General features: G+C 72.9%; 25 protein-coding genes. 10 read left to right on the forward strand and 15 right to left on the reverse strand.

Annotation, left to right across the window (positions count from 1 at the left end; translation table 11 throughout):
* Positions 1-225: 225 nt before the first annotated feature.
* Complete coding sequence (locus ACLBXP_RS21560) at positions 226-1665, reverse strand: phosphatase PAP2 family protein (protein ID WP_447669862.1); 1440 nt, start codon at positions 1663-1665, stop codon at positions 226-228.
* Between the two features lie 63 nt (positions 1666-1728).
* Entirely contained in the window at positions 1729-2610 is an 882-nt protein-coding gene (locus ACLBXP_RS21565; RefSeq protein WP_447669864.1) for a LysR substrate-binding domain-containing protein, read from the reverse strand.
* A gap of 152 nt (positions 2611-2762) precedes the next feature.
* On the opposite strand from ACLBXP_RS21565, the gene ACLBXP_RS21570 reads away from it, so the two are divergent.
* Positions 2763-3590, forward strand: coding sequence for an EamA family transporter (locus ACLBXP_RS21570; RefSeq protein ID WP_447669865.1), 828 nt, complete (start codon positions 2763-2765; stop codon positions 3588-3590).
* A 9-nt stretch (positions 3591-3599) separates the two neighbouring features.
* On the opposite strand, the gene ACLBXP_RS21575 is transcribed toward ACLBXP_RS21570, so the two are convergent.
* From ACLBXP_RS21575 to ACLBXP_RS21625, 11 genes are all read right to left on the reverse strand, one after another.
* Positions 3600-3926 carry a Rieske (2Fe-2S) protein gene (locus ACLBXP_RS21575; RefSeq protein WP_447669866.1) on the reverse strand — a complete coding sequence of 109 codons (327 nt, stop codon included), beginning with the start codon at positions 3924-3926 and terminating at the stop codon, positions 3600-3602.
* Positions 3919-4623 (reverse strand): ABC transporter ATP-binding protein, encoded by a 705-nt coding sequence (locus ACLBXP_RS21580; RefSeq protein ID WP_447669868.1) that lies wholly within the window; start codon positions 4621-4623, stop codon positions 3919-3921. The genes ACLBXP_RS21575 and ACLBXP_RS21580 overlap by 8 nt, the downstream gene beginning before the upstream one ends.
* Positions 4616-5428, reverse strand: a complete 813-nt coding sequence (locus ACLBXP_RS21585; RefSeq protein ID WP_447669869.1) for an ABC transporter ATP-binding protein — start codon at positions 5426-5428, stop codon at positions 4616-4618. Before ACLBXP_RS21585 ends, ACLBXP_RS21580 begins: the two co-directional genes overlap by 8 nt.
* The gene (locus tag ACLBXP_RS21590; protein WP_447669870.1) at positions 5425-6477 is read right to left on the reverse strand and encodes a branched-chain amino acid ABC transporter permease; all 1053 of its coding nucleotides are present in this window, start codon (positions 6475-6477) and stop codon (positions 5425-5427) included. Before ACLBXP_RS21590 ends, ACLBXP_RS21585 begins: the two co-directional genes overlap by 4 nt.
* Positions 6474-7346, reverse strand: a complete 873-nt coding sequence (locus ACLBXP_RS21595; RefSeq protein ID WP_447669871.1) for a branched-chain amino acid ABC transporter permease — start codon at positions 7344-7346, stop codon at positions 6474-6476. Before ACLBXP_RS21595 ends, ACLBXP_RS21590 begins: the two co-directional genes overlap by 4 nt.
* Positions 7347-7416: 70 nt before the next feature.
* On the reverse strand, positions 7417-8565 hold the full coding sequence (locus ACLBXP_RS21600; RefSeq protein WP_447669872.1) for an ABC transporter substrate-binding protein: 1149 nt from the start codon (positions 8563-8565) through the stop codon (positions 7417-7419).
* Positions 8566-8599: 34 nt separating this feature from the next.
* Complete coding sequence (locus tag ACLBXP_RS21605) at positions 8600-9826, reverse strand: xanthine dehydrogenase family Fe-S subunit (RefSeq protein ID WP_447669873.1); 1227 nt, start codon at positions 9824-9826, stop codon at positions 8600-8602.
* Positions 9823-10701: an FAD binding domain-containing protein gene (locus ACLBXP_RS21610; protein ID WP_447669874.1), complete on the reverse strand. Its 879-nt coding sequence runs from the start codon at positions 10699-10701 to the stop codon at positions 9823-9825. Before ACLBXP_RS21610 ends, ACLBXP_RS21605 begins: the two co-directional genes overlap by 4 nt.
* Positions 10698-13052 carry a xanthine dehydrogenase family protein molybdopterin-binding subunit gene (locus ACLBXP_RS21615; protein ID WP_447669876.1) on the reverse strand — a complete coding sequence of 785 codons (2355 nt, stop codon included), beginning with the start codon at positions 13050-13052 and terminating at the stop codon, positions 10698-10700. The genes ACLBXP_RS21610 and ACLBXP_RS21615 overlap by 4 nt, the downstream gene beginning before the upstream one ends.
* A complete protein-coding gene (locus ACLBXP_RS21620; protein WP_447669877.1) occupies positions 13049-13918 on the reverse strand; it encodes an alpha/beta hydrolase in 870 nt (289 codons plus the stop codon). Before ACLBXP_RS21620 ends, ACLBXP_RS21615 begins: the two co-directional genes overlap by 4 nt.
* 10 nt (positions 13919-13928) lie before the next feature.
* A complete protein-coding gene (locus tag ACLBXP_RS21625; protein WP_447669878.1) occupies positions 13929-15212 on the reverse strand; it encodes an amidohydrolase/deacetylase family metallohydrolase in 1284 nt (427 codons plus the stop codon).
* A gap of 114 nt (positions 15213-15326) precedes the next feature.
* Between ACLBXP_RS21625 and ACLBXP_RS21630 the strand changes: the two genes are divergently transcribed.
* The 3 genes from ACLBXP_RS21630 to ACLBXP_RS21640 all read left to right on the forward strand — a co-directional run bounded on the left by ACLBXP_RS21630 (position 15327) and on the right by ACLBXP_RS21640 (position 16651).
* Positions 15327-15851 carry a MarR family winged helix-turn-helix transcriptional regulator gene (locus ACLBXP_RS21630; RefSeq protein ID WP_447669880.1) on the forward strand — a complete coding sequence of 175 codons (525 nt, stop codon included), beginning with the start codon at positions 15327-15329 and terminating at the stop codon, positions 15849-15851.
* 200 nt (positions 15852-16051) lie between these two features.
* Positions 16052-16327, forward strand: coding sequence for an adenylosuccinate synthase (locus ACLBXP_RS21635; protein ID WP_447669881.1), 276 nt, complete (start codon positions 16052-16054; stop codon positions 16325-16327).
* 96 nt (positions 16328-16423) lie between these two features.
* Positions 16424-16651: a hypothetical protein gene (locus ACLBXP_RS21640; RefSeq protein ID WP_447669882.1), complete on the forward strand. Its 228-nt coding sequence runs from the start codon at positions 16424-16426 to the stop codon at positions 16649-16651.
* Between the two features lie 33 nt (positions 16652-16684).
* Here the strand turns inward: ACLBXP_RS21640 and ACLBXP_RS21645 are convergent, their stop codons facing one another.
* The gene (locus tag ACLBXP_RS21645) at positions 16685-16897 is read right to left on the reverse strand and encodes a hypothetical protein (RefSeq protein ID WP_447669883.1); all 213 of its coding nucleotides are present in this window, start codon (positions 16895-16897) and stop codon (positions 16685-16687) included.
* Positions 16898-16988: 91 nt separating this feature from the next.
* Complete coding sequence (locus tag ACLBXP_RS21650; protein WP_447669884.1) at positions 16989-17231, reverse strand: DUF2171 domain-containing protein; 243 nt, start codon at positions 17229-17231, stop codon at positions 16989-16991.
* A 225-nt stretch (positions 17232-17456) separates the two neighbouring features.
* Here ACLBXP_RS21650 and ACLBXP_RS21655 point away from each other — a divergent pair, with 225 nt between their 5' ends.
* The 6 genes from ACLBXP_RS21655 (at position 17457) to ACLBXP_RS21680 (ending at position 25664) form a co-directional block, all read left to right on the forward strand.
* Positions 17457-18542: an efflux RND transporter periplasmic adaptor subunit gene (locus ACLBXP_RS21655; RefSeq protein WP_447669885.1), complete on the forward strand. Its 1086-nt coding sequence runs from the start codon at positions 17457-17459 to the stop codon at positions 18540-18542.
* A complete protein-coding gene (locus ACLBXP_RS21660; protein ID WP_447669886.1) occupies positions 18539-21646 on the forward strand; it encodes an efflux RND transporter permease subunit in 3108 nt (1035 codons plus the stop codon). The genes ACLBXP_RS21655 and ACLBXP_RS21660 overlap by 4 nt, the downstream gene beginning before the upstream one ends.
* 83 nt (positions 21647-21729) lie before the next feature.
* The gene (locus tag ACLBXP_RS21665) at positions 21730-22272 is read left to right on the forward strand and encodes a TetR family transcriptional regulator (protein ID WP_447669887.1); all 543 of its coding nucleotides are present in this window, start codon (positions 21730-21732) and stop codon (positions 22270-22272) included.
* Between the two features lie 298 nt (positions 22273-22570).
* The gene (locus tag ACLBXP_RS21670; RefSeq protein ID WP_447669888.1) at positions 22571-23119 is read left to right on the forward strand and encodes a PaaI family thioesterase; all 549 of its coding nucleotides are present in this window, start codon (positions 22571-22573) and stop codon (positions 23117-23119) included.
* A gap of 162 nt (positions 23120-23281) precedes the next feature.
* Positions 23282-24679, forward strand: coding sequence for an MATE family efflux transporter (locus ACLBXP_RS21675; RefSeq protein ID WP_447669889.1), 1398 nt, complete (start codon positions 23282-23284; stop codon positions 24677-24679).
* A gap of 163 nt (positions 24680-24842) precedes the next feature.
* On the forward strand, positions 24843-25664 hold the full coding sequence (locus ACLBXP_RS21680; protein ID WP_447669890.1) for an oxidoreductase: 822 nt from the start codon (positions 24843-24845) through the stop codon (positions 25662-25664).
* The last annotated feature ends 9 nt before the right edge of the window (positions 25665-25673 follow it).

Genomic DNA, 25673 nt, shown 5'->3' on the forward strand with positions numbered 1-25673 from the left:
GAGGGTTCCGGGGATCGCGGTGGGACCTGGAGGTCTCCTTCGAGGCCCCCTGCGGGGGTACCTCAGGATGAGGTGAGAGAATGGGAGACACCGTCCGGGTTCCCCCACCCCGCGACCTCATCCTGAGGTGCGCAGCGAAGCGGAGCCTCGAAGGAGGCCTCCAGGGATCGCCGCAGGAACGGAAGTCCCCTGTCGGATCGCCCGGCCAGGCAGGCCCTCAGCCGATCACCGCGCCCGCTCCGCCCGGGTCGGCTCGGCCGCTTCGGCCCGCACCCGGCCGGCGGCCAGCGCCGCCGCGCGGCCCCCGGCGGCGTAGAGGTTGAGGCGGGCGTACACGCCGAAGGCGGAGCCGTCGTCGAGGAAGCCGCCGCCGGGCCCCAGGGTCTCGGTGAGGATCGCGTTGGCCTCGGCCAGGGTGATGGCCGGGAAGGCCGCCGTCAGGAGGTGGCCCGCCTCGGGCGCGAGCCGACCCACGTCCGCGGGTGCCTCGGCCGTGCTCCGGTGCACGACCGGCAGGCCGTAGGTCTGCGTCGCCTCGTAGAACGCCTGGTTGGCCGCGGGGTCCCGGAAGCGCCCGCTGTCGGCCGCCGCGCAGGCCGCGACCGTGTCGCCGCAGGCCTCCCGGAGGAAGCCCGCGAGGTCGGCCCGGGCGGTCCTCACCGCCGCCGGATAGTCGGTGATGACGATCTCCTTGTCCGAGCCGTGGCTCATCCCGTTGAGGACGGCGGGGTTCCGGCGGGCCTGCCCCACGTAGGCGGGATCGTTGGCCAGCAGGTGCGCGACGGCGTGCAGGGCCGTGGCCCGGCCGCCGATCACGTCCATGGCGTAGTGCGCGCCCATGACGATGCGATCGTTGCCGTACTCGGCCGCGCGGGCGATCATCTGCTGGTAGCGGTCCGGCACCAGGATCGCGAGGACGACCGACTCGGTGTAACCGTAGGTGGTGTGGCCGCTCGGGTAGGAGGGGCTGTCGAACAGGTTCTGGTTCGGGCCCCGGAGCCAGTCGAGGCTGTGCGAGGGGCGGCCGAAATAGTCCTCGCCCCGGAACGCGATCAGGCGCGGCTCCGTCTGGAAGGGGCGGGCGTTGCCGAAGGCGTTGGACCCTTGGGCGCCGGCCGGACGGCCGTAGGCCCGGCCGAACACGTCGGTCGTGCCGCCGTTGGCCGCCAGGATGGCGGCCGCCGCCTCGGAGACCGGCGCCTTGCCGTCCGTGGTGGCGTTGGCGAAGAAGTACTTGCCCGCGTTCGAGTCCGCCTTGGTGATGTTGTTCGTGTAGCCGAGGAGGTCCGCGACCGACGGCACGACGTTCGTGAAGGTCTGGAAGTCCCGGTACTGCGCCTTGGCCTGGTAGGCGTCGCCGAGCCGCGAGCCAAGGCCGTCGGCGAGCTGCGCGGCGTTGCCGTCCGTGATGAAGGCGTCGCGCAGCGCCATCTGTTGCTGCTCGGGGAAGGACAGCAGGAGCGGCTGCTTCAGGCTGCCGGTCTGGATGTCCCCGGTGACCGCGAGGTTGGCGGCGAGCGCCGCCTTGCCCTCGGGCGTGTCCGCCAGCGCGGCGACGGGGGCGAGCCCCCGCAGGGCCGTCAGGTTGGCGGCGGTCTGCGCGCCGGCCTGGAGCGGAACCAGGGCGCACAGGGCCGCAAGCCCGAATCGCATCGCCGTCGTCATACCCGGAGCCTCCCCTGATGTCCGCCGGGTCCCGGCGCCCGTTCGCAGCGTGGAGCCCGCTCCCTACGCTGCGTCGATACCCTTCGGATGTGCCACGTCGATGAAGGCGCCGATCATTCGCGCGTTTCGCCGGTCCTGCAAGCAGACGATGTGCGCGTCGTTGTAGATCTCGGCGTCCGCGAACGGCAGCCAGCGGGTCCGCGGGTCGGGGATGTGCTCGGCCCGCGAGACGACGCCGATCCCCACCCCGCTCGCCACCGCCTCGCGCACGGCCTCCCGGCTGCCGATCTCCATGACGACCCTCGGGTGAACCCCGGCCCGCGCCATCGCCGCCTCCGTGGCCCGGCGCGTGTTCGACCCGACCTCCCGGGCCACCATCGCCGCCCCGTGCAGGTCCGCGAGGCGGATGTCGGTGCGCTCCGGGCGGAACAGCGGATGATCCGTGCGGGCGAACGCGACGATCGGGTCCTGGCTGTACAGGGACACCCACAGCCGCGCGTCGCTGCCCGAATAGGCCAGGACCGCGACATCGGTCCGGAACGCGACGAGGTCCTGCAGGACCGACTGCGAGTTGCCGGCCGACACCGAGATCGCGATGCCGGGATACCGCGCGTGGAAGGCGATGAGCATCGCCGTCGCGTGGAAGGGGCCGACGGCGCCCATTCGCAGGAGGCCCGTGCGCAGCTCCCGGCTCTCCATCAGGAAATGGCGCGCCTCCGCCTCGTCCGAGAACATGCGTTGCGCGAGCCGCTGAAGGTGACGGCCGGCCTCGGTGAGGTGAAGCCGGCCGCCCGTGCGGACGAACAGCTCGACCGCGTAGTGCTCCTCGAGCGCCCGGATCTGGGTCGTGAGCGTCGGCTGGCTGACGTTCAGGGTCCGGGCGGCGGCGGTCACGCTGCCGGCCTCGGCAACGGCGTGGAAGGAGCGGAGCTGCGTGTAGCGCATCGGTTTTTTATATAGGTCCGGGTGAAGCTATCAATTCGACACATGGCCCGAACCCGGGTTTCCTGCCGCCCCGAGACGGAACTGGGATGCGGGATGACGCGCACGCCGGACCTTGCCCCGATCAGCGGCCGCGACGCGGGCTCCGCCCGCACATGACCCCGCTCGTCCTCGCCGCCGTGATGGGCGCCGCAATCCTGCATGCTGGCTGGAACGCGGTGCTGCGCGGGGGCAGCGACCGCCTCTGGTCGATGACGCTGATGATGGTCGCCATCGCCTGCGTCAGCGCCGCCGCGGTGGCGGTGCTGCCCTGGCCCAGCGCGGCGAGTTGGCCCTACGTGGTCGCGTCGGCCGTCATCCACCTGGGCTACAACCTGTCCCTCGTGCGGACCTACCGCTCGGGCGACCTCGGGCAGACCTATCCGATCTCGCGCGGCTCCTCGCCGGTCCTCGTCGCGCTCGGCGCGGTGGTGTTCGCGCACGAAGGGGTCGGGCCCGTCGCCGCCGCGGGGATCGCGCTGGTGTCCGGCGGCATCCTCTCGCTGGCCGTGCAGGGACGGCGCCTGCGCGCCGACTTCCTGCCCGCCGCGCTCGCCACAGGCGTCCTGATCGGCGCCTACACCGTCGTCGACGGGATCGGGGTGCGGCTGTCGGGGAACAGCCTGTCCTACGCGGCCAGCATGTTCCTGCTGTGGAGCCTGTCCATGCCGCCCCTCTACTGGGCGCTGCGCGGCAGGCCCCCGGCCTATACGGGGACCCAGACGCTGCTGGCGCTCGCCGGCGGGCTCGTCTCGCTCCTGGCCTACGGCATCGTGATCTGGGCCATGCAGCACGACGCGATGGGTCCCGTCTCGGCGCTGCGCGAGACCAGCGTGGTCTACGCGGCCGTCATCGGGCGGCTCTTCCTCGGCGAGGCGCTGAGCCCCCGCAGGATCGCGTCCTGCCTGGCCGTCGCGGCGGGCGCGGCGTGCCTCGCCTGGTGACCCGCCCGCCTACTCGATCCGCAGCCAGAGGCCGTCCGGCGCGGTCTCGACGGGGAGCAGGCGCAGCGCCCGGAAGGACCAGCCGGGCGAGACCGATCCGTCCCGCAGGTCGAACGAGGCGAGGTGGCGCGGGCAGTGCAGCCGGCCGCGCGCGCAACGGCCCAGCGCGAGGTCGGCGCCCTCGTGCGGGCAGGCCCGCTCGGCGGCGACGATCCGCCCCGCATCCTGCACGAGGAGCAGCTGCCGGCGGCCCACGGCGACCGGCACCAGGGTCCGGTCGCGCAGGAGATCGGCCGGGCCGAGCCGGATCCGCCGCGGGCCGCGCGCCTCAGCCACCCAGATAGGCTTCCCGCACGTGCGGGTCGTCGATGAGGGCCTGCCCGCGGCCCTGGAGCACGATGCGCCCGGTCTCGATGAGGTAGGCGTAGTCGCACAGCTCCAGCGCCGCGAAGGCGTTCTGCTCGACGAGGAGGACGGTGGTGCCGGCATCGCAGATCGCGCGGATGACCGAGAACATCCGCTCGACGATGTTGGGGGCGAGGCCGAGGGAGGGCTCGTCGAACAGCACGAGCTTCGGGCGGGCCATCAGCGCGCGGCCGATGGCGAGCATCTGCTGCTCGCCGCCGGAGAGCGTGCCGGCCGCCTGGTCGCGGCGCTCGGCGAGGCGGGGGAACTCCCCGTAGACCCGGTCGCGGTCCGCCGCGATGCCCGCCTGGTCGCGGCGCAGGTAGGCGCCCATGGCGAGGTTCTCGGCGACGCTCATGTGCGGGAAGACGCGCCGCCCCTCCGGGCAGTGGGCGATGCCCTCCGCCAGGATGCGCCGGGGCTCCGCCCCCGCGATGTCGCGGCCGCCGAACCGGATCGTGCCGGAGCGCGGCGGGACGAGGCCCGAGATCGCCCGGAGCGTCGTGGACTTGCCGGCCCCGTTCGCCCCCACGAGGGCGACGAGCTGGCCCGCGCGCACCTCGATCGTGAGCCCCTTCAGGGCCGTGACGTGGCCGTAGCCGCAGACGAGGTCGCGGATCTCAAGCATGGGCCGCCTCCGCCGCCTCGGCCGCCCGGCGGGCGGCGCTGCCCTGGCCGAGATAGGCCTCGATCACCGCCGGGTCGCTGCGGATCCGCGCGGGCGGCCCCTCGGCGATCAGGCGGCCGTAGTTCAGCACGACGATGCGGTCGGAGACCTCCATCACCATCGGCATGTCGTGCTCGACGAGCAGGATGGTGACGCCGCGCTCGCGGATCTGGCGGATCAGCCCCACGAAGACGCGGGTCTCCGAGGCGTTCATCCCCGAGACGGGCTCGTCGAGGAGGAGCATGGCGGGCTCGGTGGCGAGCGCCAGCGCCACGCCGACGAGGCGCTGCTCGCCGTAGGACAGGGCGCCGGCCGTCTCCTGCGCCCGGGCGCCGAGCCCCACCCAGTCGAGGAGCGCCGCGGCCCGCTCCCGCAGGGCCCGCTCGCTCGCCCCCGCGCGGCCGAGGATCGCGTCGAGGAGCGGGGCGCGGCTCAGGGCGGCGCCCTGGCGGTGCAGGCCGATCATCACGTTGTCGAACACCGTGTCGTCCGGGAAGACGCTGGTGCGCTGGAAGGTGCGCGCGAGGCCGAGCCGGGTGATCTCGTGCGGCTTGAGGCCCGTCAGGCCGGTGCCGCGGAAGCGCACCTCCCCCTGGCTGGGCTTGAGGAAGCCCGTCATCACGTTGAAGGCCGTGGTCTTGCCGGCCCCGTTGGGGCCGATCAGGCTGACGATCTCGCCCTCCGCCACGGCGAAGTGCAGGTCCGCGATGGCGACGAGGCCGCCGAAGCGCACGCCGACGTGCTCGACCGAGAGGATCGGATTCATCGCTGCACCATGGGGCTGGGCTCGAGGGCGGGGCCGCCTCGCGACGGCCGGCGGCGGGCGAGGAGGCCCGTGAGCCCCGGCACGATGCCCCGCGGCATCACGAACAGGATCACGATCAGCACGATCCCGTAGACGATCCACTGGGCCTCGGGCGCCATCACGGGGCGGAGTGCCGTGGGCAGGAGGCCGAAGATCAGGCCGCCGATCACCGGGCCCATCAGCGTGCCCTTGCCGCCGGCCACCACCATGATGACCATGCTGACGGTGGTGGAGAACAGGAACACGTCGGGGTCGATGATGCGCAGGTAGTGCGCGTAGAGGCTGCCGGCCGCGCCCGCCATCGCGGCCGAGATCACCGCCGCGACGGTGAGCGTGCGGGTGGCGTTGATGCCGACCGACAGGGCCAGCGACTCGTTCTCCTTGAGCCCCCGCATCGCCCGGCCGAAGCGCGAGCGCACGAGTCGCCCGACGATCAGGTAGCAGAGCGTGCCGACCGCGAGCACGAGGTAGTAGTTCTGCAACTTCGTCTTCAGCGTCCAGATGCCGAGGCCCGGCAGGCCGAGCGTCATCGCCGGGATGTTGGTGAGCGCGAGCGGCCCCTGCGTCAGCTCCACCCAGTTGAGGGCGACGAGCCGCACGACCTCCGCGAAGGAGATCGTCACGATCACGAAGTAGGCGCCCCGCACCCGGAAGGAGAGCCGGCCGATCAGGTAGCCGCATAGGCCCGCCGCCGCGACGGCCAGCAGGAAGCCGACCGCCGCCGGCCAGGGCTCGTGGACGACGCGCAGGCCGAAGCCGACCTCCACGTCGAAGCCGAGGCTCGTCAGCGCGCTCACGTAGGCGCCGATGCCGAAGAAGGCGATGTGGCCGAGGCTGAGCTGCCCGGTGAAGCCGAGGAGCAGGTTCAGGCTCATCGCGCCGATCGTCAGGATGCCGGTGACGATCAGCGCGTTGAGGAGGTAGGGGTTGGGGCCCAGCGCCAGCGGCAGGGCGACGAGGGCCGCGAGCAGGCCGAGAGGGAGGAGCCTTGGAGGGAGGAGCCGGCTCATCCGATGCGCTCCGCCCGGGCGAACAGGCCGGTCGGCCGGTAGAGCAGCACCGCGATGATGATCAGGAAGCCCATGGCGTCCCGGTAGCCGGACGAGATGTAGCCGGCGCCGAGCTCCTCCGCGAGCGCCAGGATGAAGCCGCCGATCGCCGCCCCGGTGACGTTGCCGAGGCCGCCGAGGATCACGATCGCGAAGGCCTTCAGCTCGGCGAGGCCCCCCATCTGCGGGAACACGACGTAGACCGGCCCGAGCAGGGCGCCGGCGGCCGCCGCGAGCGATGAGCCGAGCGCGAAGGTCGCGGTGTAGATCCGCCGGACGTTGACGCCCATCAGCGCCGCCGTGTCGGCGTCCTGGAAGGCGGCGCGCATGGCGAGCCCGAGCTTCGTCCGGTTGATCAGCGCGTAGGTCAGCCCGATCAGGCCGAGGGCGGCGCCGAGCACGAACAGGCGCAGCCAGGAGACCGAGGCCGGGCCGATCTGCAGCGGCGCCTCGGGGAACGGCGAGGGGATCGCCTTGGCGACGCCGCCGAAGATCCAGAGCGTGCCCGATTGCAGGACGATGCCGGCGCCGATCATCACCAGCATGGTGGTGTCGATGTCCGAGCCCCGGAGCGGCCGGAGCAGCACGACCTCGATCGCCGCCCCGAGCACGAGGCCCCCGAGGATCGCGAGCGGCAGCGCCAGGAACAGGTTGAGGCCGAGGGCCGCCACCGCGAGGTAGGTCAGGTAGGCCCCGACCGTGTAGAGGGCGCCGTGCGTGAAGTTCACGACGTTCATGATCCCGAAGATCAGGGTCAGCCCGATCCCGAGGAGCGCGTAGGTGCCCCCGAGGATCAGCGTGTTGACGAGGTGCTGGATCAGCTGGTCCATGGGGTACCCCTGCCGATGGCGGCCGTGCGGTGGGCGGGCCCGGCCGGCCCGGAGGCCGGCCGGGGCGGCGTCAGAGCGTCGGCACGATGACGCGGCCGTCCTTGATCTCGATGAGGTAGACGTCGGGCCGGCTCTGGCCGCTCTCCTTGCCGGCGGGGCCGGACTTGGCGAAGCGGATCGGGCCGTTGAGCCCCGTGAAGTCGACCGACCAGAAGGCCTTGGCGATGGCGGCGGGCTCCGCCGTGCCGGCCTTCTCGATGGCGTGGGCGATCGCCCGGATGCCGTCGTAGCCGCGAAAGCTCTCGGTGACGCCCGCGAACTGGAAGCCGCGCTTCTTCCACTCCGCGATGAAGGTCTCGGTGGCCTTCGGGTCCGGGGTCTTCTCCGGGAGCCAGGGCAGGAAGGTGGTCAGGTGCAGGGTGCCGTCCGCCGCCGAGCCGGCCTGGGCGATGATCTGGTCGGGGTTCTGCGAGCCGCCGGTGGTGATGACGCGCCGCTTGAGGCCGAGGGCCGACATCTGCTTGAACAGCAGCACGAGCTGATCGACGGAGCTCGTGATCATGATGGTGTCGCCGTCCGAGGCCTTCAGCTTGGCGAGCTGGGCGCTCATGTCCTGGGCGCCCTGGTCCATGGTCTCGGTCAGCCCGACCTGGACGCCCTTCTCCTTCAGCATCCGGCCGAAATCGGCCGCCGCGCCGCGGCCGAAGTCGTTGTTGAGCACCAGGAAGTCGACCTTCTTGAGCTTGAGCTTGTCCACCATCGGCGCGAAGGTCTCGGCCTCCAGCGCCGAGGGCGGCGAGATGCGGAAGACGTACGGGTTGCCCGAGGTGGTGATCTTGCCCGACGAGGAGGTCTCGACCAGCATCGGCACCTCGTAGTCCATGAGCTTGGGCATCACCGCGAGCGTCAGGCTCGACCCCCAGGCGCCCATCATCACCGGGGTCTTGTCGCTGGTGATCAGCTTCTCGGCGACCGCCGCGGCCTCGGTCGGGTTGCTCTTGTTGTCCTCGACCACGAGCTCGATCTTCTTGCCGAGGACGCCGCCCCGGGCGTTGATCTCGTCGGCGGCGATCCGGGCGCCGTTCACCACGTAGGTGCCCGAGGCCGCGAACGGCCCGGTGAGCGGCTCGTTGACGCCGATGCGGATCGCGTCCGCCCGCGCGGCCGTGGCGGCGAGCGCCAGCAGGATCGCGGTGGTGAGGGTGAACCTGCCGGACATTCTCGGGATCTCCAGTGCGGGGGCGGGATTGCGGTCAGGCGCGGCCGAGCCACGCGGCGAGGCGCGCGCGGACGAGGCCGAGGAGCAGGCGGAGCGGGTTGAGCCCGGCGGCCTCCGGGGCGGCGGCCCCTGAGAGCCGGGCGTCGAGGTTGCGGGCGAACTCCGCCGCGATGCGGCCGGCGAGGTCGCGCACGAGGCCGGGGCGGCCGAACTGCGCGAGTGGGCCGGTCAGGGTGTAGCCGACGTCGAGGGCGACCCGGGCCGTGCCGGGCGCCGCCCCGGGCTCGACCCGGTAGCGGATCTCGCCCTCGGTGGCCGAGCGGCCGCCGGCATCCGCGCCGGCGCCGCGCACCCGTCCGCTCAGGTCCGCGGGGTCCTGCGCGATGCGGGCGCGGCCCCGGAAGGTCGCGCCGATCGGCCCGATCCGCACCTTCAGGCCGCCCTCGACGGTCTCGGAATCCGGCCGGCCGGTGAGGACGGCCCCCGGCAGGCAGGCGGCGACCGCCTCGATGTCGCCCAGCACCGCGAACACGGCCTCCGGCGGGTGGGCGAGCTCGATCGTCTGCGTGAAGGCGTGGGCCGGCGCGAAGGGCGCGGCCAAGTGCGCGGCCAAGTCGCCCTTCGGGTCGCCTTTCGGATCGCCGGCCACGGCGGACGCCGTCGCCGCGACGGGGCGCGGCGGGGCGGCGCGCGGCGACTCGACCGCCACGCCGGGCCGGGCGCCCACGGGCCCGAGGATCCGGGCCTCGCCGGTCTCCGGGGCGAGGCCGCGGCGGTCCGCGATCACGCTCATCACGGCCCGCACGATGCCCGCGTAGCCTGTGCAGCGGCAGAGGTTGCCCGAGAGACCGATGCGGATCCGCCGCTCGTCGGCCTCCGGCAGACGCAGCACGAGATCGCGGGCCGCCACCAGCATGCCGGGCGTGCAGTAGCCGCACTGGAGGGCGTGCTCGCGGTTGAAGGCCGCGCGCAGCGCCCGCGCGATCTCGTCGTCGTCCAGCCCCTCGACCGTCGTGACGGCGGCGCCCGGGCAGGCGCCCGCGAAGGTCAGGCAGGCCCGGGCGGGCTCCCCGTCGAGGAGGATCGTGCAGGCGCCGCAGACGCCGTGCTCGCAGCCCAGATGCGTGCCGGTGAGGTTCAGCTCGTCCCGCAGCACGTCGCCGAGGTGGCTGCGCGGCTCGGCCTCGACCCGCACGGGCCGGCCGTTGACCGTCAGCGCGAGCGCCATGCGACTCCCGTGATCCGCCAGCGCGGCGCTCATGCGGCCTCCGGAACGGGCTTGAGGGAGGAGGGGAGATTCGGAGCGGCCGCCTGCGCGACGGCGCGCGCCAGCACCGTGACGTGGACGTGGCGCTCGACCCGGTCGGCCATGCCGGCGGCGACCAGGGCCGCGTCGGCGGCGCCCGCGTCGAACCGGGCGGCGAAATCCGGGCCGATGCGGCCGCCGAAGAGCACGCGCGCGTCGGCGAAGAGGACGGGCGGTCCCTCGACGGCGCCGATCACCGCGCGGCCGCGGCCCGCCCGCGGCTCGATCCGAACGGCCCCGATGGCGTGGGCGAACTCGCCGATCTTGGCGCAGTGCTTGACGTAGCCCCAGGCCGCGCCGTCGGGCATCGCGGGCACCCGGACGGCGACGAGGACCTCGCCGGGCTCCAGCGCGACGTCGAGGGCCCCGGTCACGAAGCGCTCGACCGGCAGGGTGCGGCGGCCGCCGCGCCCCGCGATCTCGACCTCGGCCCCGAGGGCGGTGAGCGCGCTCACCCAGTCGGCGGCGGGGTCGGCGTGGACGAGGCTGCCCCCGATCGTGCCGCGGTTGCGCACCGGCCGGTAGGCGATGGCCGAGGCGACCCGCTGCAGGGCGCCCCCGGTCAGGTCGGGCACGCGGCCGTCCTCGATGTCGGCGTGGGTCACGCAGGCGCCGAGCACCAGCACGCCCGCCTCGACGCGGGCCTCGCGCAGCTCGGGCACGCCGGTGATGTCGAGGACGCGCTCGGGCTCGACGAGGCGCAGGTTCAGCATCGGGCCGAGGGACTGGCCGCCCGCGATCAGCTTCACGCCGTCCGGCGCCTCGGCGAGGCGGTCGAGGAGCGCGGCCAGGCTCGCCGGGCGCTCCCAGGCGAAGGGGGCGGGTTTCATGCGGCCTCCCGGGTGCGCGCCGCCGCCGGATCGGCGGCCAGCACCGCCTCGACGATCCGCCGGGGGGTGACGGGCGCGTGCAGCATCTCGACGCCGAGCGGCGCCAGCGCGTCGTTGATGGCGTTGGCGAGCGCCGCGGGCGGCGCGATGGCGCCCCCCTCGCCGATGCCCTTCTGCCCGAAGCGGGTGTAGGGCGAGGGCGTCTCCATGTGGCTGATGCGGGCCATCGGCACGTCGGGGGCGCCGGGCAGCAGGTAGTCCGCGAGGGTCGAGGCGAGCGGCTGCCCGCGGGGGTCGAAGCGCACCTCCTCGAGGAGCGCCGTCCCGATCCCCTGCGCGAGGCCGCCGTAGATCTGCCCGTCCACCACGAGCGGGTTCACGAGCGTGCCGCCGTCCTCGACGATGACGTAGTCGAGGATCTCGACGGCCCCGAGGTCGGGATCGACCGCCACCACCGCCGCGTGCGCCGCGTACGAGAAGGTGCCGGAATCGCGCTCCGGCTTGTAGCCGGCGGTGACTTCGAGGCCGCCCGGGTCGGTGTCGGGCGCGAGATCCTGCGGGCGCCGGTACCAGGTGCGGGCGATGGCCTCGAGCGAGACGTCGCCCGAGGGGCCGACCACGTGGCCGCCCGCGAAGCGGCAGGCTTCGGGGGGCGCCTGGAGGAGGTGGGCGCCGATCCGCACGGCGCGCGCGCGCAGCTCCTCGCAGGCCGCGGCCACCGCGCCGCCCGCCATCACCATCACGCGGGATCCCCAGGAGCCGGTGGAGTAGGGGGTCATGGCGGTGTCGCCGTGGACGAGGCGGGTGCGGGCCACCGGCACGCCGAGGATCTCGTGGGCGACCTGGGCGAGCGTCGTCTCCAGGCCCTGGCCGTGCGAGTGGGCGCCGACGCGGAGTTCGAGCCCGCCGTCCGGCGTCAGCCGCGCGGAGGCCTGCTCGTGGCCCGGCACCATCGGGATGCCCCAGCCCGAATAGACCGAGGTGCCGTGCGCCGCCTGCTCGCAGTAGATCGACAGGCCGAGGCCGATCCGGCGGCCGTCCGGCTCGCCCGCCCGCTGGCGGGCCCGCACCGCGCCCGCGTCGATGCCGTCGAGCGCGCGGGCGAGCGCCTGCGGGTAGTCGCCGCTGTCGAAGTGCTTGCGGGTGATGTTCTCGAACGGCATCTGCTCGGGCCGCACGAGGTTCTTCTCCCGCACGACCTCCGGCGCGACGCCGGCCTCGCGGGCGACCGCGTCGAGCACGAGTTCGAGGGCGAAGCAGACCCCGGTGCGGGCGACGCCCCGGTAGGGCAGGATCGGGCACTTGTTCGTGGCCACCGACCAGGTGCGGCAGCGGTAGCTCGGGAAGTCGTAGGGGCCGGGCAGGATGCTGGCGACCTGCGCGGCCTCCAGGCAGGCCGAGAACGGGTAGGCCGAGTAGGCGCCGGAATCGACGGTCGCCTCGCAGTCGATGCCCCGCAAGCGTCCGTCGCGCTCGGCGTAGGCCGTGATGCGGTAGTGGTGCTCGCGGCAATTGGCGTTGGCGGTGAGGTGCTCGCGCCGGTCCTCCAGCCAGCGCACCGGGTGGCCGCAGCGGAGCGCCAGCCAGGCGAGCGCCACGTCCTCGGCGAGCAGGATCGCCTTGTAGCCGAAGCCGCCGCCGACGTCGGGCGAGACGATGCGGATGCGGCCCTGCTCGATCCCGAGGCATTCCGCGAGCCCGTTGCGCACGATGTGCGGCATCTGGGTCGCCGTGTGGAGGACGAGCTGGTCGAGGCGGTGGTCGAGGTGGACGACGGTGCCGCGGCCCTCGATCGGCGCCATGCACTGCCGGCCCGTCGAGATGGTGCGGCTGACCCGGATCGGGGCGTCGAGGGCGGAGGCGATGTCGACGTCGACCAGGGTCTCCAGGAAGACGTTGTCGCCCCAGTGCTCGTGGACGAGGGCCGAGCCCGGCTCGCGGGCCGCCAGCATGTCGTGGACGGCGGGCAGCTCCTCGAGGTCGAGGACCACCGAGGCCGCGATGTCCTCGGCCTCGGCGCGGGTCGGGGCGAGGCACATCGCCACGAGCTCGCCGACCTGCCGGACCTTGCCGGTGGCGAGCACCGGCTGCTCGGAGACCTTGAAGCCCGGCAGGCCCGAGACCGCGCGGATCGGCAGCACGCCGTCGAGGTCGGCGGCGGTGAAGACGCGGTCGCGGTAGGCCTCCGGCACGTGGATCGCGCGGATGCGCGCGTGGGCCAGCGGGCTGCGCACGAAGGCCACGTCCTGCAGGCCGGGCAGGCGGATGTCGCCGACGAACTGGCCGCGCCCGCGCATCAGGCGGTCGTCCTCCTTGCGGGGCAGGGGCGCCCCGACGCCCTCGGCGCTCATCGGGGGCCTCCGAGGAGGGCCTGCGCCGCGCGCACCAGGAGCCCGTCGGGCTCGCGGAACGCGTCGAGGATCGAGAAGTGGTCGGCACCCGGCACCGGCAGCAGCGCGCCGGGCGCGTGCGCGGCGCCGCGCAGGGCGTGGAGGTTGCGCGCGTCGTGGATCAGGGCGGGCAGCTCCCGGCTGCCGTAGGCGATGGTCATGGGCTTCTCCACCACGGGGAGCCGCAGGGGCGAGAGCGTCCCGATCTCGTCCTCGGACAGGTCGAGCTTCTCGTTCAGGTACGTGTCGCGGATCGGGGCGAGGTCGTAGACGCCGGAGATCGCGAGCCCCGCCGCCACGGCCGGGTGGCCGAGGTGGAGGGCGGCGAGCTGCGCGCCCGCCGACCAGCCGGACAGGACGAGCGGGCCGCCGATGCCGTGCGCGGCCCCGTGCTCCGCCAGCCAGTCGAGGGCCGCGCCGATCTCGGCGACGATGCCGGCGAGGCGCGCCTCGGGGGCGAGCGTGTAGCCCGGCATCGCCACGGACCAGCCGGCGGCGTTCGGCCCCGCGGCGAAGGCGGCGAAGTCGGCCCGCGCGTTGCGCTGCCAGTAGCCGCCGTGGACGAAGACGAGGCAGGGCGCGGCCGGATCGGCGGCGGGGTAGAGGTCGAACGCGGTCCGCGCGCCGGGGCCGTAGGGGATGTCGAGGTGCCGCCCGTGCTCGGCCCGGTAGGCGTCGGAGGCCGCGTTGCGGGCCGCGACCTGCGCGGCGCTGTCGGGAACGGCCGCGTTGTTGTCGTAGGCTGCGCTCCGCGCCGCCCGGTCGAGCGCCGCCCAGCCGCGGCGCGGGTCGGGCGGGCTCGGGTCGTCGAGGGCGAAGGCGGGCACCGGCGCCACCTCAGGCCGCGATCGCCTGGGGTAGGATCGGCGAATCGGCCTCGAAGCGCCGGCCCGCGCGCAGGCAGAAGGCGGGGCGCAGCAGGCGCTCGGCCACCACCCGTGTGTCCTCGTTGTCGCGCAGCAGGAAGCGGCCGCGGTCGTCGTGCAGCACCGAGACGTCCGCCGCGAAGCCCACCGTCAGCGCGCCGATGCGGTCGCTCAGGCGCAGCATCTCGGCCGGGTGCGTCGTCACCATCGGCACCACGTCCTCCAGCGGGATGCCGAGCGCCATCATCGAGCTCATCGCCTGGGTGAGGCTGAAGCGGGCCTGCCCCAGGAAGGGGTGGTTCTCGTCGTCGTGGTGCTCGTCGGGCGTGCCGGCGGGCTTTCGCACCTCGGGCACCTCGGTGTTGTAGCCGTGCATGTCGGCGCCGAGCGTGTAGGGGATCACGCCCGCCGGCAGCGAGGCGCGGGCCACCCGGTAGGAGAAGTGGCTGCCGTGGCCGACATCGACCTTCAGCCCCGCATCCATCGCGGCGCGGATGATGGGGTGGACCACGCCGTCCTCGTTGATGAAGCCGCCCGGGTGGCGGGTGAAGGGGTGGGCCAGCACGTCGCCGGGGCGCAGCAGCGGGATCACCCGCTCCATGATGGTGTCGGCGTCCTCGCCGTTGGCGCCGGATTCCGGCAGGCCCCAGAGCTGGCCGAAATGGACGTAGAGCGGCAGGTCCGCCCGCCGGCTGATCTCGGCGGCCATCTCCATCACCTTGATGCCCCAGCGGGCGAAGCCGCCGATCTCGGCATGGCCCTTGATGCCGCGCACGAGGTCGCGGTTCTCGGTGGCCGACTTCACGGTGGCGTCGATGTCGACGCCGTCCGGGCTGTAGAGGTTCGGGTAGAAGTGGCCCTCCAGGCCGCCGACGAGGTAGGCCGACAGGAAGGCGAGCACCTGGGTTTCGGACCGCTCCGCGATGAAGTGGCGGAAGCCCGGCAGCGTCATGCAGGAGGGTCCGCCCTGGTCCACCACCGTCGTCACGCCGGAGCGCACGCCCACCATGTCGGGGTTCAGCCCGAAGCGGCCGGTCACGTACTGGTAGACGTGGGCGTGGGTGTCGATCATCCCGGGCAGGACGAGCTTGCCCGAGACGTCGACGGCCTCCGCGGCGGTCGAGGGCAGGATCGTCTCCTCGACCGCGGCGATGCGGCCGTCGCGCACCGCGACGTCGCGGATCCCGTCGATACCGGAGGCGGGGCAGATGACGCGCCCGCCGCGCAGGAGCAGATCGTAGCGGCGATTGTCCATCTCGCGACCTCGTGTTCTCGGCCGACCCGAATCAGTCGGCTGCGTGGAAGAAACGCAGTGTACTGCGCTTTGCACGGGTCGTGCCAAGTCTGGAGACGTTCTATGGAGAGGGTGATGGCGGAGGCAGGCACGCGGGCGGGGGCCGAGGCCCCGTCTGCGAAGGCGGACGCGGCCGGTGCGGGGGAGGGGCCCTGGCCCCTGGCGGAGCGGCCCGGCTTCCTCGCCCGCCGGATGCACCAGATCCACGTCAGCCTGTTTTCAGAGCGGTGTGCCGCCTTTCGCATCACCCCCCTGCAGTACAGCCTGCTCTCGCTGCTGCGCGACGTGCAGGAGGCCGACCAGACCACGCTCGCGAGCGCGGTCGCCCTCGACCGGACGACCACGACCGGCGCCCTGAAGCGCCTCGCGGCCCGCGGCCTGATCAGCCGCGCCACCTCGCCGACCGATCGGCGCGCCCAGATCTGCCGCCTGACGGAGGCCGGCGCGGCGCTCCACGGCGCGATGGAGCCGGCGGCCCGCGAGGCGCACGCCCTCACGGTCGCGGCGCTGAGCCCCCCGGAGCGTGAGCGCCTCACCGAACTCCTGGGCCGCGTCGTCGCCGGCCACGATCACCGCCGGGGCCACGCCGACATCGCCTGAGAGCTTCCGATCGCGGACGGTGGATCCTCCGCGCGACCTCATCCAGAGGCGGCCCCCCCGCGGGGGCACCTCAGGATGGGGTGAGGGGGTGGGATCGTCCGGCCCTATGGCCTCCAGCGCGGCCTTCGTGTAGAACAAATATAGAACATATGGGCGGCCCCTCGGCGGGCGGCCGCCCGTTTCGAGACCCGGAGGACACCATGGCGTTCAGGCCGAAATCGGCATCCGAGACGAAGGCGGCGGAACTCGCGAGCGCGCTCGTGCGCATCGCCGACCGGGAGGGAGCGCCGGCGAATGTCGGCGTCGACCAACTCCGGCATGGCAACCCGCGCCTGACGCCGCTGGCGGTCGGGCAGATGTTCCGCCGGCACCGCGACGTCCTGGAGGCAGCCCTCGGCGAGCGCGGCTTCGTCCTCGTGGACTACGCCGACCAGGGGCCCGGTCGCGGGATGGAATTCGAGATCGCCGCGGCCTGAGAGGTCGCCAGGTCGCGCGGGATCTGGAACCCGATGCACGGTCCGGCAACCCGCGATCGACCCGGCCGAACAGGCGCAGACCCGGAGCCCTGACCGATGCCCCGCTGGCTTCAGAACCTCCTCGCCCTGGGCTTCTTCCTCGCCCTGCTCGGGGCCGTCACGCGATCGGTGATGCGGTTTGCGCCCGCCGAGATCGAGCGCCCGCTGGAACGGGCACTCGCGGGTGCGCCGACGATCCTGGCCTTCGGTGCCCTGGCGGCGGTCCTGGCCTACGGCTTCTGGCGCCGGATTGGCGGCGCAGACGACCGGGGCGAGCGGCGCTGAGCCGCCCGCCGGTACGGGGTCCTGGTGTCCGGCTCAGAAGCTCGGCAGCTCGGTGGTCCGCCGCACGGAGGTGTCGTTGGACGTTTCCGTGCGCCGGCGCAGCATCCCGAGGACGAGGGCCGCCAGGAGGCCGGCCAGACTGCCGCCGATCGGCGCCGCCAGGGCCGCGAGGAGCAGGCCGTGGGCGCTGAGCAGCGCGAAGGTGCCTGCGCCGCCGAGGAGGATGGCCAGCACGAGGACGATCATGGATCCGCTCCCTGGGCGGCAGAGGGTGCGCCGGCCCCGCCGAGACTGGGCCCGCTCATGGTTAAGATATCGTTAACGACGGCGCGGCCGGTCAGGCCGCGCCGGAGGTGCTCCACTCCCGCTTCACCTCGTCGGCGGGCTTGGCGAGACGCACCTGATCGCCCTCCACTGCCTGCACGAAGTCGAGCGGGATGTAGTGGTGCAGGCCGCCGGCATCGGGATCCGTCTTGGTGAGCTTGATCTCGCCCTTGTCGACGTGGTCGACCGTGCCGACGTGCCCGCCGTCCGAGCCCACCACGGTCGCGTGCTCGCGGATCTGATTGGCGTCCACCATCTCGGGCCTCCCTGTTCGGTGAGGGCTCAACAGGGCAGCGCGGAGCGATGTTCCGCCTGCGAGCACGCCGGTTGCCGATCGGCTGCTCCGCGCGGTTCGCCGGTCCCGCATGCGCCGTCGCACACCCGCGAACCGTCGAGCACGCAGGCCATTGACGACCGGACCACGTCATAATAGATGATGATCATAATCTTTTACCCCCTCACACAGTCACGGGGAACGGCGATGGATGCGCGGTGGATGATTGGGCTGGCCGGGCTGGCTCTCGCGGGATGCACGCCGGCCGAGACCGCGGTGACGCCGGAGCCGCCGCTGGTCCAGACCGTGGCGGTCGCGCCCGGAACGGGCGGCGTGACGCGCTACACCGGGGTGGTCCGGGCCCGCACGGAGAGCAACCTCGGCTTTCGCGTCGGCGGCAAGATCTTCGAGCGCCTCGTCGATCCGGGCGACCACGTGCGGCGCGGGCAGCCGCTGATGCGGCTCGACCGGACCGACTTCACCCTCGCGCTGAACGCGGCCCGCGCCTCGGTCGAGGCCGCCCGGGCCCAGATGATCAAGGCGAGGGCCGACGAGGAGCGCAGCCGCAAGCTCGTCGGCGAGGGCTGGACCTCCCGGCAGACCTACGACCAGAACAAGGCCGCCGCGGATGCGGCCATCGCCCAGTTCGCCTCCGCGGAGGCGCAGGCGAGCCAGATCGAGAACCAGGCCGGCTACTCCGAGCTGCAGGCCGATGCCGACGGCGTCGTGATGGAGGTGCCCTCCTATCCGGGGGAGGTGGTCGCGGCCGGCCAGGCCGTCGTCAAGCTGGCGCGGGACGGGTCCCGCGAAGCGGAGGTGTTCCTGCCGGAGGCGAGCCGGAACCTCGCCAACGGGACCGCCTCGGCCACGCTCTACGCCGAGGGCGAGGCGACCTATCCGGCGCGGCTGCGCGAATTGTCCGCCATCGCCGATCCGGCCACGCGGACCTACCGGGCGCGCTACATCCTCTCGGGCGGCGGCGAGGACGCAGCCCTCGGCGCGACCGTGACGCTCCGCCTGAAGGCGGCGGAGGCCGGGCGCCGTCCGACGGTCGCGGTGCCGCTCGCCGCCCTGTTCGATTCCGGGAGCGGCTCGGCCGTCTGGCGGTTCGACGCGGCCACCGGAACCGTCGCGGCCCAGCCCGTCGCCGTCGCGCGCCTCTCGGAGGAGAGCGCGGAGGTCGCCTCGGGGCTGGAGGCCGGCGACCGCATCGTCTCGCTCGGCGCCCACCTGCTCAAGGCCGGCCAGATCGTGCGCGAGGCCCCGCTCAGCATGACGGGGGTCGCCAAATGAGCGGCTTCAACCTCTCCGCCCTGGCGGTCCGCGAGCGGGCCGTCACGCTGTTCCTGCTGATCGCCCTCACGGGCGCCGGCTTCTACGCCTTCCAGAGGCTCGGGCGCGGCGAGGACCCCGCCTTCACGGTCAAGACGATGGCGGTCTCGGCGGCCTGGCCGGGCGCCACCACCGACGAGATGCAGCGGCAGGTCGCCGACCCCCTGGAGAAGCGCCTGCAGGAGCTCGTCTACTACGACCGCGTCGAGACCACGGTCCGGCCCGGCCTGATGCTCATGAAGGTGTTCTTCAGGGACAACATGCCGCCGGCCAGGCTGCAGTCGGAGTTCTACCAGGCGCGCAAGAAGCTCTCGGACCAGGCCTCCGGCCTACCCCGCGGCGTGCTCGGGCCGCTGTTCAACGACGAGTTCTCGGACATTTACTTCGCGCTCTACGCGCTTCAGGCGAAGGACCTGCCGCACCGCAGCCTCGTGATGCGCGCCGAGGACCTGCGCCAGCGCCTGCTGCGCGTGCCGGGCGTCGAGAAGATCAACATCCTGGGCGAGCAGGCCCAGAAGATCTTCGTCGAGATCTCCTATCAGCGCCTCGCGACGCTGGGCATCACGGGCCAGCAGCTCCTGGCCTCGCTCGCCAACCAGAACGACGTCACCCCGGCGGGCTTCGTCGAGGCAGCGGGCCCGCGCGTCTACCTCCGGCTCGACGGCGCCATCGACGGGCTCGAGGCGATCCGCAACCTGCCCGTGGCGGCGGGCGACCGCAGCCTGAAGCTCGGCGACATCGCCGAGGTCCGGCGCGGCTACGAGGACCCGAAGACCTTCGCGATCCGCAACGACGGCGAGCCGGCCCTGATGCTCGGCCTCGTGATGAAGCCCGGCTTCGACGGCCTCAAGCTCGGGCAGGCGCTGAACGCCGAGGAGGTGGCGATCCACCACGAGACGCCGACCGGCATCACGTTCACGAAGATCACCGACCAGGCCAGGGTCATCGACGACGCCATCCGCGAGTTCATGGTGAAGTTCTTCACCGCGCTCGGCGTGGTCATCGTCGTGAGCCTCGTGGCGCTCGGCTTCCGGGTCGGCATCGTGGTGGCGCTGGCGGTGCCGCTCACCCTGTCGGCCGTGTTCGTGGTGATGCTGGTCACCGGCCGCGACTTCGACCGCATCACGCTCGGTGCGCTCATCATCTCGCTCGGCCTGCTCGTGGACGACGCGATCATCGCCATCGAGATGATGGTCGTGCGCATGGAGGAGGGCGCCGACCGGGTCTCGGCGGCGACCTACGCCTGGAGCGCCACCGCCGCGCCGATGCTGACCGGCACGCTGGTGACCATCGCGGGCTTCCTGCCGGTGGGCTTCGCGGCCTCTACGGCGGGCGAGTACGCCGGCAACATCTTCTGGGTGGTGTCCTTCTCGCTGCTCGTCTCCTGGATCGTGGCCGTGACCTTCACGCCGTATCTCGGCGTGAAGCTGCTGCCGAACATCAAGCGCGTGGAAGGCGGGCACGACGCGATCTACGCGACGCCGAACTACCAGCGCCTGCGCCGGATCGTGCGGCTCTCCGTCGACCACAAGTGGATCGCGGCCGGCGTCACCGTGGTGCTGTTTTCGGGCGCGGTGGCCGCCATGGGCCGGGTCGAGCAGCAGTTCTTCCCGAATTCCGAGCGGGCCGAGCTCATCGTCGAGGTGACGCTGCCGGCGGGCTCGGCCTTCGCGACCACCGAGGCCACGGTGAAGTCGGTCGAGGCGGCGGTGCGCGCGCTGCCGGAGGCGCGCGAGATCACGAGCTACATCGGCCAGGGCATGCCGCGCTTCGTGCTCTCCTTCGATCCCGAGCTGCCCGACCCCGCCTTCGCGCAGATCGTCGTGCAGACGGCGGATTCCCACGCCCGCGACGCGTTGCGCGGGAAGGTGCGCCGGCTCGTCGACGAGGGCCGCTTCCCCGAGGCGCGCGTGCGCGTCCTGCAGATCGTGTTCGGGCCGCCCGTGCGCTTCCCCGTCGCCTTCCGGGTGGTCGGGCCCGACCTCGACGTCATCCGCGGCATCGCCGCCGAGGTCGCCGACGCGATGGCCTCGAACCCGAACATGCGCATGGTCCACCGCGACTGGGGCGACAGGACCCCGAACCTGCGCCTCGTCCTCGACCAGGAGCGGCTGCGCCTGATCGGCCTGACCCCGAAGGAGGCCGGCCAGCAGCTGCAGAGCTACCTCAACGGGACGCCCGCGACCCAGGTGCGCGAGAACCTGCGCTCGGTCGATGTCCTGCTGCGCAGCCCCGGCCCGGAGCGGCGCTCGCTCGGCGACATCGGCGACCTCACGCTGGCCACGCGGGACGGGCGCCAGGTGCCCGTGTCCCAGGTCGCTCGCCTGGAGAGCCGCAGCGAGGACGCGGTGCTCAAGCGCTACAATCGCGAGACCTACATCCGCGTGCAGGGCGACGTGCTCGACGGCAAACAGCCGCCGGACGTCCACGCCCAGGTCGCGCCGCTCCTCGAGCCGATCCGGGCGAAGCTGCCGCCGGGCTACCGCATCGACGCGGCGGGCGCCGTGGAGGAGAGCGCCAAGGCGATGAAGTCCCTGTTCGCGGTCTTCCCGATCATGCTGATCGTGACGCTCACCGTGATCATGATCCAGGTGCGCTCGTTCGCGACGATGTTCATGGTGTTCGCCACCGCCCCGCTCGGGTTGGTGGGCGCCGCCCCGACCCTGCTGATCTTCCACCAGCCCTTCGGCTTCAACGCGATCCTCGGCCTGATCGCGCTGTCGGGCATCCTGATGCGCAACACCCTGATCCTCGTCGACCAGATCCACCACGACCGGGCGGCGGGCCTGTCGGACTACGACGCCATCGTCGAGTCGACGGTGCGGCGGGCCCGTCCCGTCATCCTGACGGCGGCGGCCGCGATGCTGGCCTTCATCCCGCTCACCCACTCGGTGTTCTGGGGGGCGCTGGCCTACGTGCTGATCGGCGGCGTCGGGGTCGGCACGCTTCTGACGCTCCTGTTCCTGCCGGCCCTCTACGCCCTCTGGTTCCGGGTCGCGCGGGAGCCGAGGCCGCAGGCCGCCGCGTCCGGGACCGGCCCGCTGCCGGTGCCGGCCGAGTCCTGAGGTCCGCGGGCCCGGGTGCGGTCCTTCTTTAGATGACAGGATGCATCTATATATAGTGCTGGTGAAGTTCGCGGGGTTCAGCCATGCCGAGAGTGTCGCAGGAGCAGGCCAGGCTCAACCGTCAGCGCGTGGTCGAGGTCGCCGCGGCCCTGTTCCGCGAGCGCGGCCTCCACGGCGTCGGCGTCGCGGACATCATGGCCTCCGCGGGCCTGACCCATGGCGGCTTCTACGGGCAGTTCGCCAACAAGGACGCCCTGGCGGCCGAGGCCTTCGATGCGGCCATCGCCGAGGACCGGCGCGGCGCCGTGGACACCATCCTCGCCAACTACCTCTCGGTCGGACACGTCCGGTCGCCCGGCAAGGGATGTCCCCTCGCGGCCCTGGCCAACGACGTCTCGCGCGAGCCCCCCGGCAGCCCGGTCCGGAGCCGGTTCACCCGCGGCGTCGAGGGGCTGGCCGCGATCCTCGCGAACCTGACCCCGAAGGCCTCCCGGGAGCGGCGCCGGCAGCGCTCGCTCGCGACGCTCTCGACGCTCGTCGGAGCGGTCGTCCTCGCCCGGGCCGTCAACGACGAGGCGCTGGCGGACGAACTGATCCAGGCGGCGCATGCCGCGGTCGCCCCGTAGGCGATCCGGGGGCCGGCGCGCTTCGCCGTCCCGAGCGAAGACGGATCGCAACAGTCATCTGCAGGCCTCCGCGCCGTTCGACGGATCCGGACGCGGTCGGGCTCGTCCCTCGCATCACCCCGGCGGTCGATCGCCGCGATGCCCGGCCCATGTCGCGACGTCCGGATTGCGGGCGGCATCAAAATAGATTACGTACAACATCAAATAGACCGGTGTTCGGATCGGCGCTGCCGATTCCCGGCGACCCGCGGCTCCCCACGGGGACGCCCTTCGGCAATCTCCCGAGCGAGGTACACGGATGGCTGACGAAGCGCTCTCGCACGGGCAGGCGCCGCCACGGAGGCGGATCGTCCAGTGGGACGACCCCCGCACCACCGCCGCGGCGGGACAGGGCCTCGCGGGCATCGATTTCCTGCGCGCGCTCATCGCGGGGGAGATCCCGCCGCCGCCGGTGATCCAGCTGCTCGGGATCGAGTTCGTCTCGGTCGATCTGGGCACGGCCAGCATGCGCATGCCGGCCGCGGAGTATCTCTTCAACCCGCTGGGATCCGTGCACGGCGGCTCCCTCGCCACGCTCCTCGACAGCGTCATGGGGTGTGCCGTGCATTCCACCCTGCCGCTCGGACGCGGCTACACGACGCTCGAGTTCAAGGTGAACTTCCTGCGGGCGGCCACCGAGCGGTCCGGCCTGCTGAGTGCCGTCGGCCAGGTCGTCCACGCCGGCCGTCAGCAGGCGGTGGCCGAAGCCCGCCTGAGCGACGCGTCCGGCCGCCTGCTGGCGACCGCGAGCACCACCTGCCTCCTGTTCGATCTGCCGGGCGCGCGTCCGTCTCCCGCCGCCGGCTGACCGGGCACGACGCGGCCGCCCGCCCGCTCAGGCGAGGAGCGCCCGTGACGTCACGCGGGATCCTGGGTGGGCTGATCCAGCTCCGCATCGGCGGCGGCCAGGGCATCGCGCCGGCCATCGGGCCGTCCTGCCCGCCGGTCATGACATCGTGAGGGCTCTGCCATGGATATTCGCACGCGCCGCCTGCTCGAAGCGCCCCTCGTGCCGACCCTGGCGCGGATGGCCGCGCCGAACGTCGTGGTGATGCTGGTCCAGACCTCGATCGGCCTGATCGAGACGTACTTCGTCGCGGGCCTCGGCACCGACGCACTGGCCGGCATGGCCCTCGTCTTCCCGGTGGTGATGCTCGTCCAGATGCTCTCCGCCGGCGGCATGGGCGGCGGCATCCAGTCGGCGGTCTCGCGCGCGCTGGGCGCCGGGCGGCAGGCGGAGGCCGGGCTCCTCGCCTGGCATGCGGCGGCGCTCGGCCTGGGCCTCGGTGTCGCGACGAGCCTCCTCGCGCTGCCCCTCGGACCCTCCCTCTACGCGCTGATGGGCGGGACCGGCGGCTCGCTCCGGGCCGCGACCGCCTACGCGAACGTCGTCTTCGGCGGAGCGATCCTGATCTGGCTGTTCAACGCGCTGGCGGCGGTGATCCGCGGCACCGGCAACATGGCGCTCCCGGCCATCGTCACCTGCGTCGGGGCCGTGGTGCTGATCCCGCTCTCGCCTGCGCTGATCCTCGGCTGGGGGCCGCTCCCCGCGCTCGGAGTCGTGGGGGGCGGCGTCGCGTTCGCGGCCTATTACGCCGCGGGCTCCGCGGTCTTCGCCGCCTACCTCTGGTCTGGGCGCGGTGTCCTGCAGCCGAGCCGCCGTCCGCCCCGGCTGGCCTGGGGACCGTCCCGCGAGATCCTGCGGATCGGCCTGCTCTCCGGCATCGCCAGCATGACCTCGAACGTCACGGTCATCGCCGCGACGGGGTTCGTCGGCACGGCCGGGCCCGCGGCCGTGGCCGGATACGGCACCGGCGCGCGCCTCGAATACCTCCTGGTCCCCCTCGTCTTCGGCCTCGGCTCGCCCATCGCCGCCGTCGTGGGCACGGCCCTCGGCGCCGGCAACCCGGCCCGCGCCCGCCAGGCCGCCCTGACCGGCGCCGTCGCGGCGGGCGTCCTGACGGAGGCCATCGGGCTCCTCGCCGCCCTGCATCCCGCCGGGTGGCTCGGGCTGTTCGGGACGGATCCGGCGATGCTCGCCACGGGCTCGTCCTACCTGCGCATCGTCGGCCCATTCTACGGGTTCTTCGGGTTCGGGCTGGCCCTCTACTTCGCCGCTCAGGGCGCCGGCCGCGTCGGCTGGCCGCTGGCCGCCAGCCTGCTCCGGATGGGGGTGGCGCTCGGCGGTGCCTGGATCGCGTCGGTGCTCGGCTCGGGGCCGGCCGGGATGTTCCTCGCCCTGGCGGCCGGGCTCGTCACCATGGGCCTCGTCAACGGCATCGCCTTCGGCACGGGACGGATGTTCCGGATCGCGCCCGCGCCCAACCTGTCCGCGGCGCCGAACGCCCTCGCATCGTCCCCGTCCTGAGCCGAGGACGGCCGACCCTCCGACCGGACCTTCGACGCTCCGGCCCGCCGATATCGCGCCGCCTCTCCAGCCAGCGCGATGGGCGGTCTCCGCTTGCCCATTTAAATTACGATCGTAATATATCTACGACGGGCGCTCCGGCGCCGCAACGTAGGAGGATTCCATGACCCGAAGCATCACCCGGACAGCCCTCGTGACCGGCGCGACGTCCGGCATTGGGCTCGAGACCGCGAAGGCCCTGCGGGCGGCAGGGTACCGCGTCTTCGGCACGAGCCGGAAGCCGGCCCCCGATGCGGGCAGCGGGGTCGGGATGCTGGTCTGCGACATCACCGACGACGCCTCCGTTGCGGATGCGGTCGAAGCGGTGGTCCGCGAGACCGGGCGGATCGACCTCCTGGTCAACAATGCCGGCTTCGGCATCAGCGGCGCCGCCGAGGAATCGTCCGTCGCGCAGGCTCAGGCCCTGTTCGACGTGAACCTGTTCGGCATCGTCCGCACGGCCCGTGCGGTCCTCCCCGTCATGCGCTCGCAGAAGGGGGGCCGCATCATCAACATCAGCTCGGTGCTGGGGCTCATCCCGGCCCCGTTCATGGCGCTGTACGGCGCGAGCAAGCATGCCGTCGAAGGCTACTCGGAGTCGCTCGATCACGAGGTTCGCGGGCAGGGCATCCGCGTCGTGCTCGTCGAGCCGGCCTACACGCGGACGGCCTTCGACCGGAACATGATCCAATCAGACGCGCCGCTTCCGATCTACGAGGCGGACCGCACCGGCCGGGCCCGCTTCCTGACCGACGCCATGAAGACCGCGGATACCCCCGAGGTCGTCGCCAAGGTGGTCGTGACGGCCGCGACCGCGGCGGTCCCGAAACTGCGCTACACCGCGGGGCCGAAGGCCCGGCAGGTCAGCCTCCTGCGCCGGTTCGTGCCCGCGAGCGCCTTCGACAGGAGCTTTCGCAAGGACATCGGCCTCCCCCGGATCCCGTGACCGGACTCC

This window comes from Methylobacterium sp. A54F (assembly GCF_053346035.1).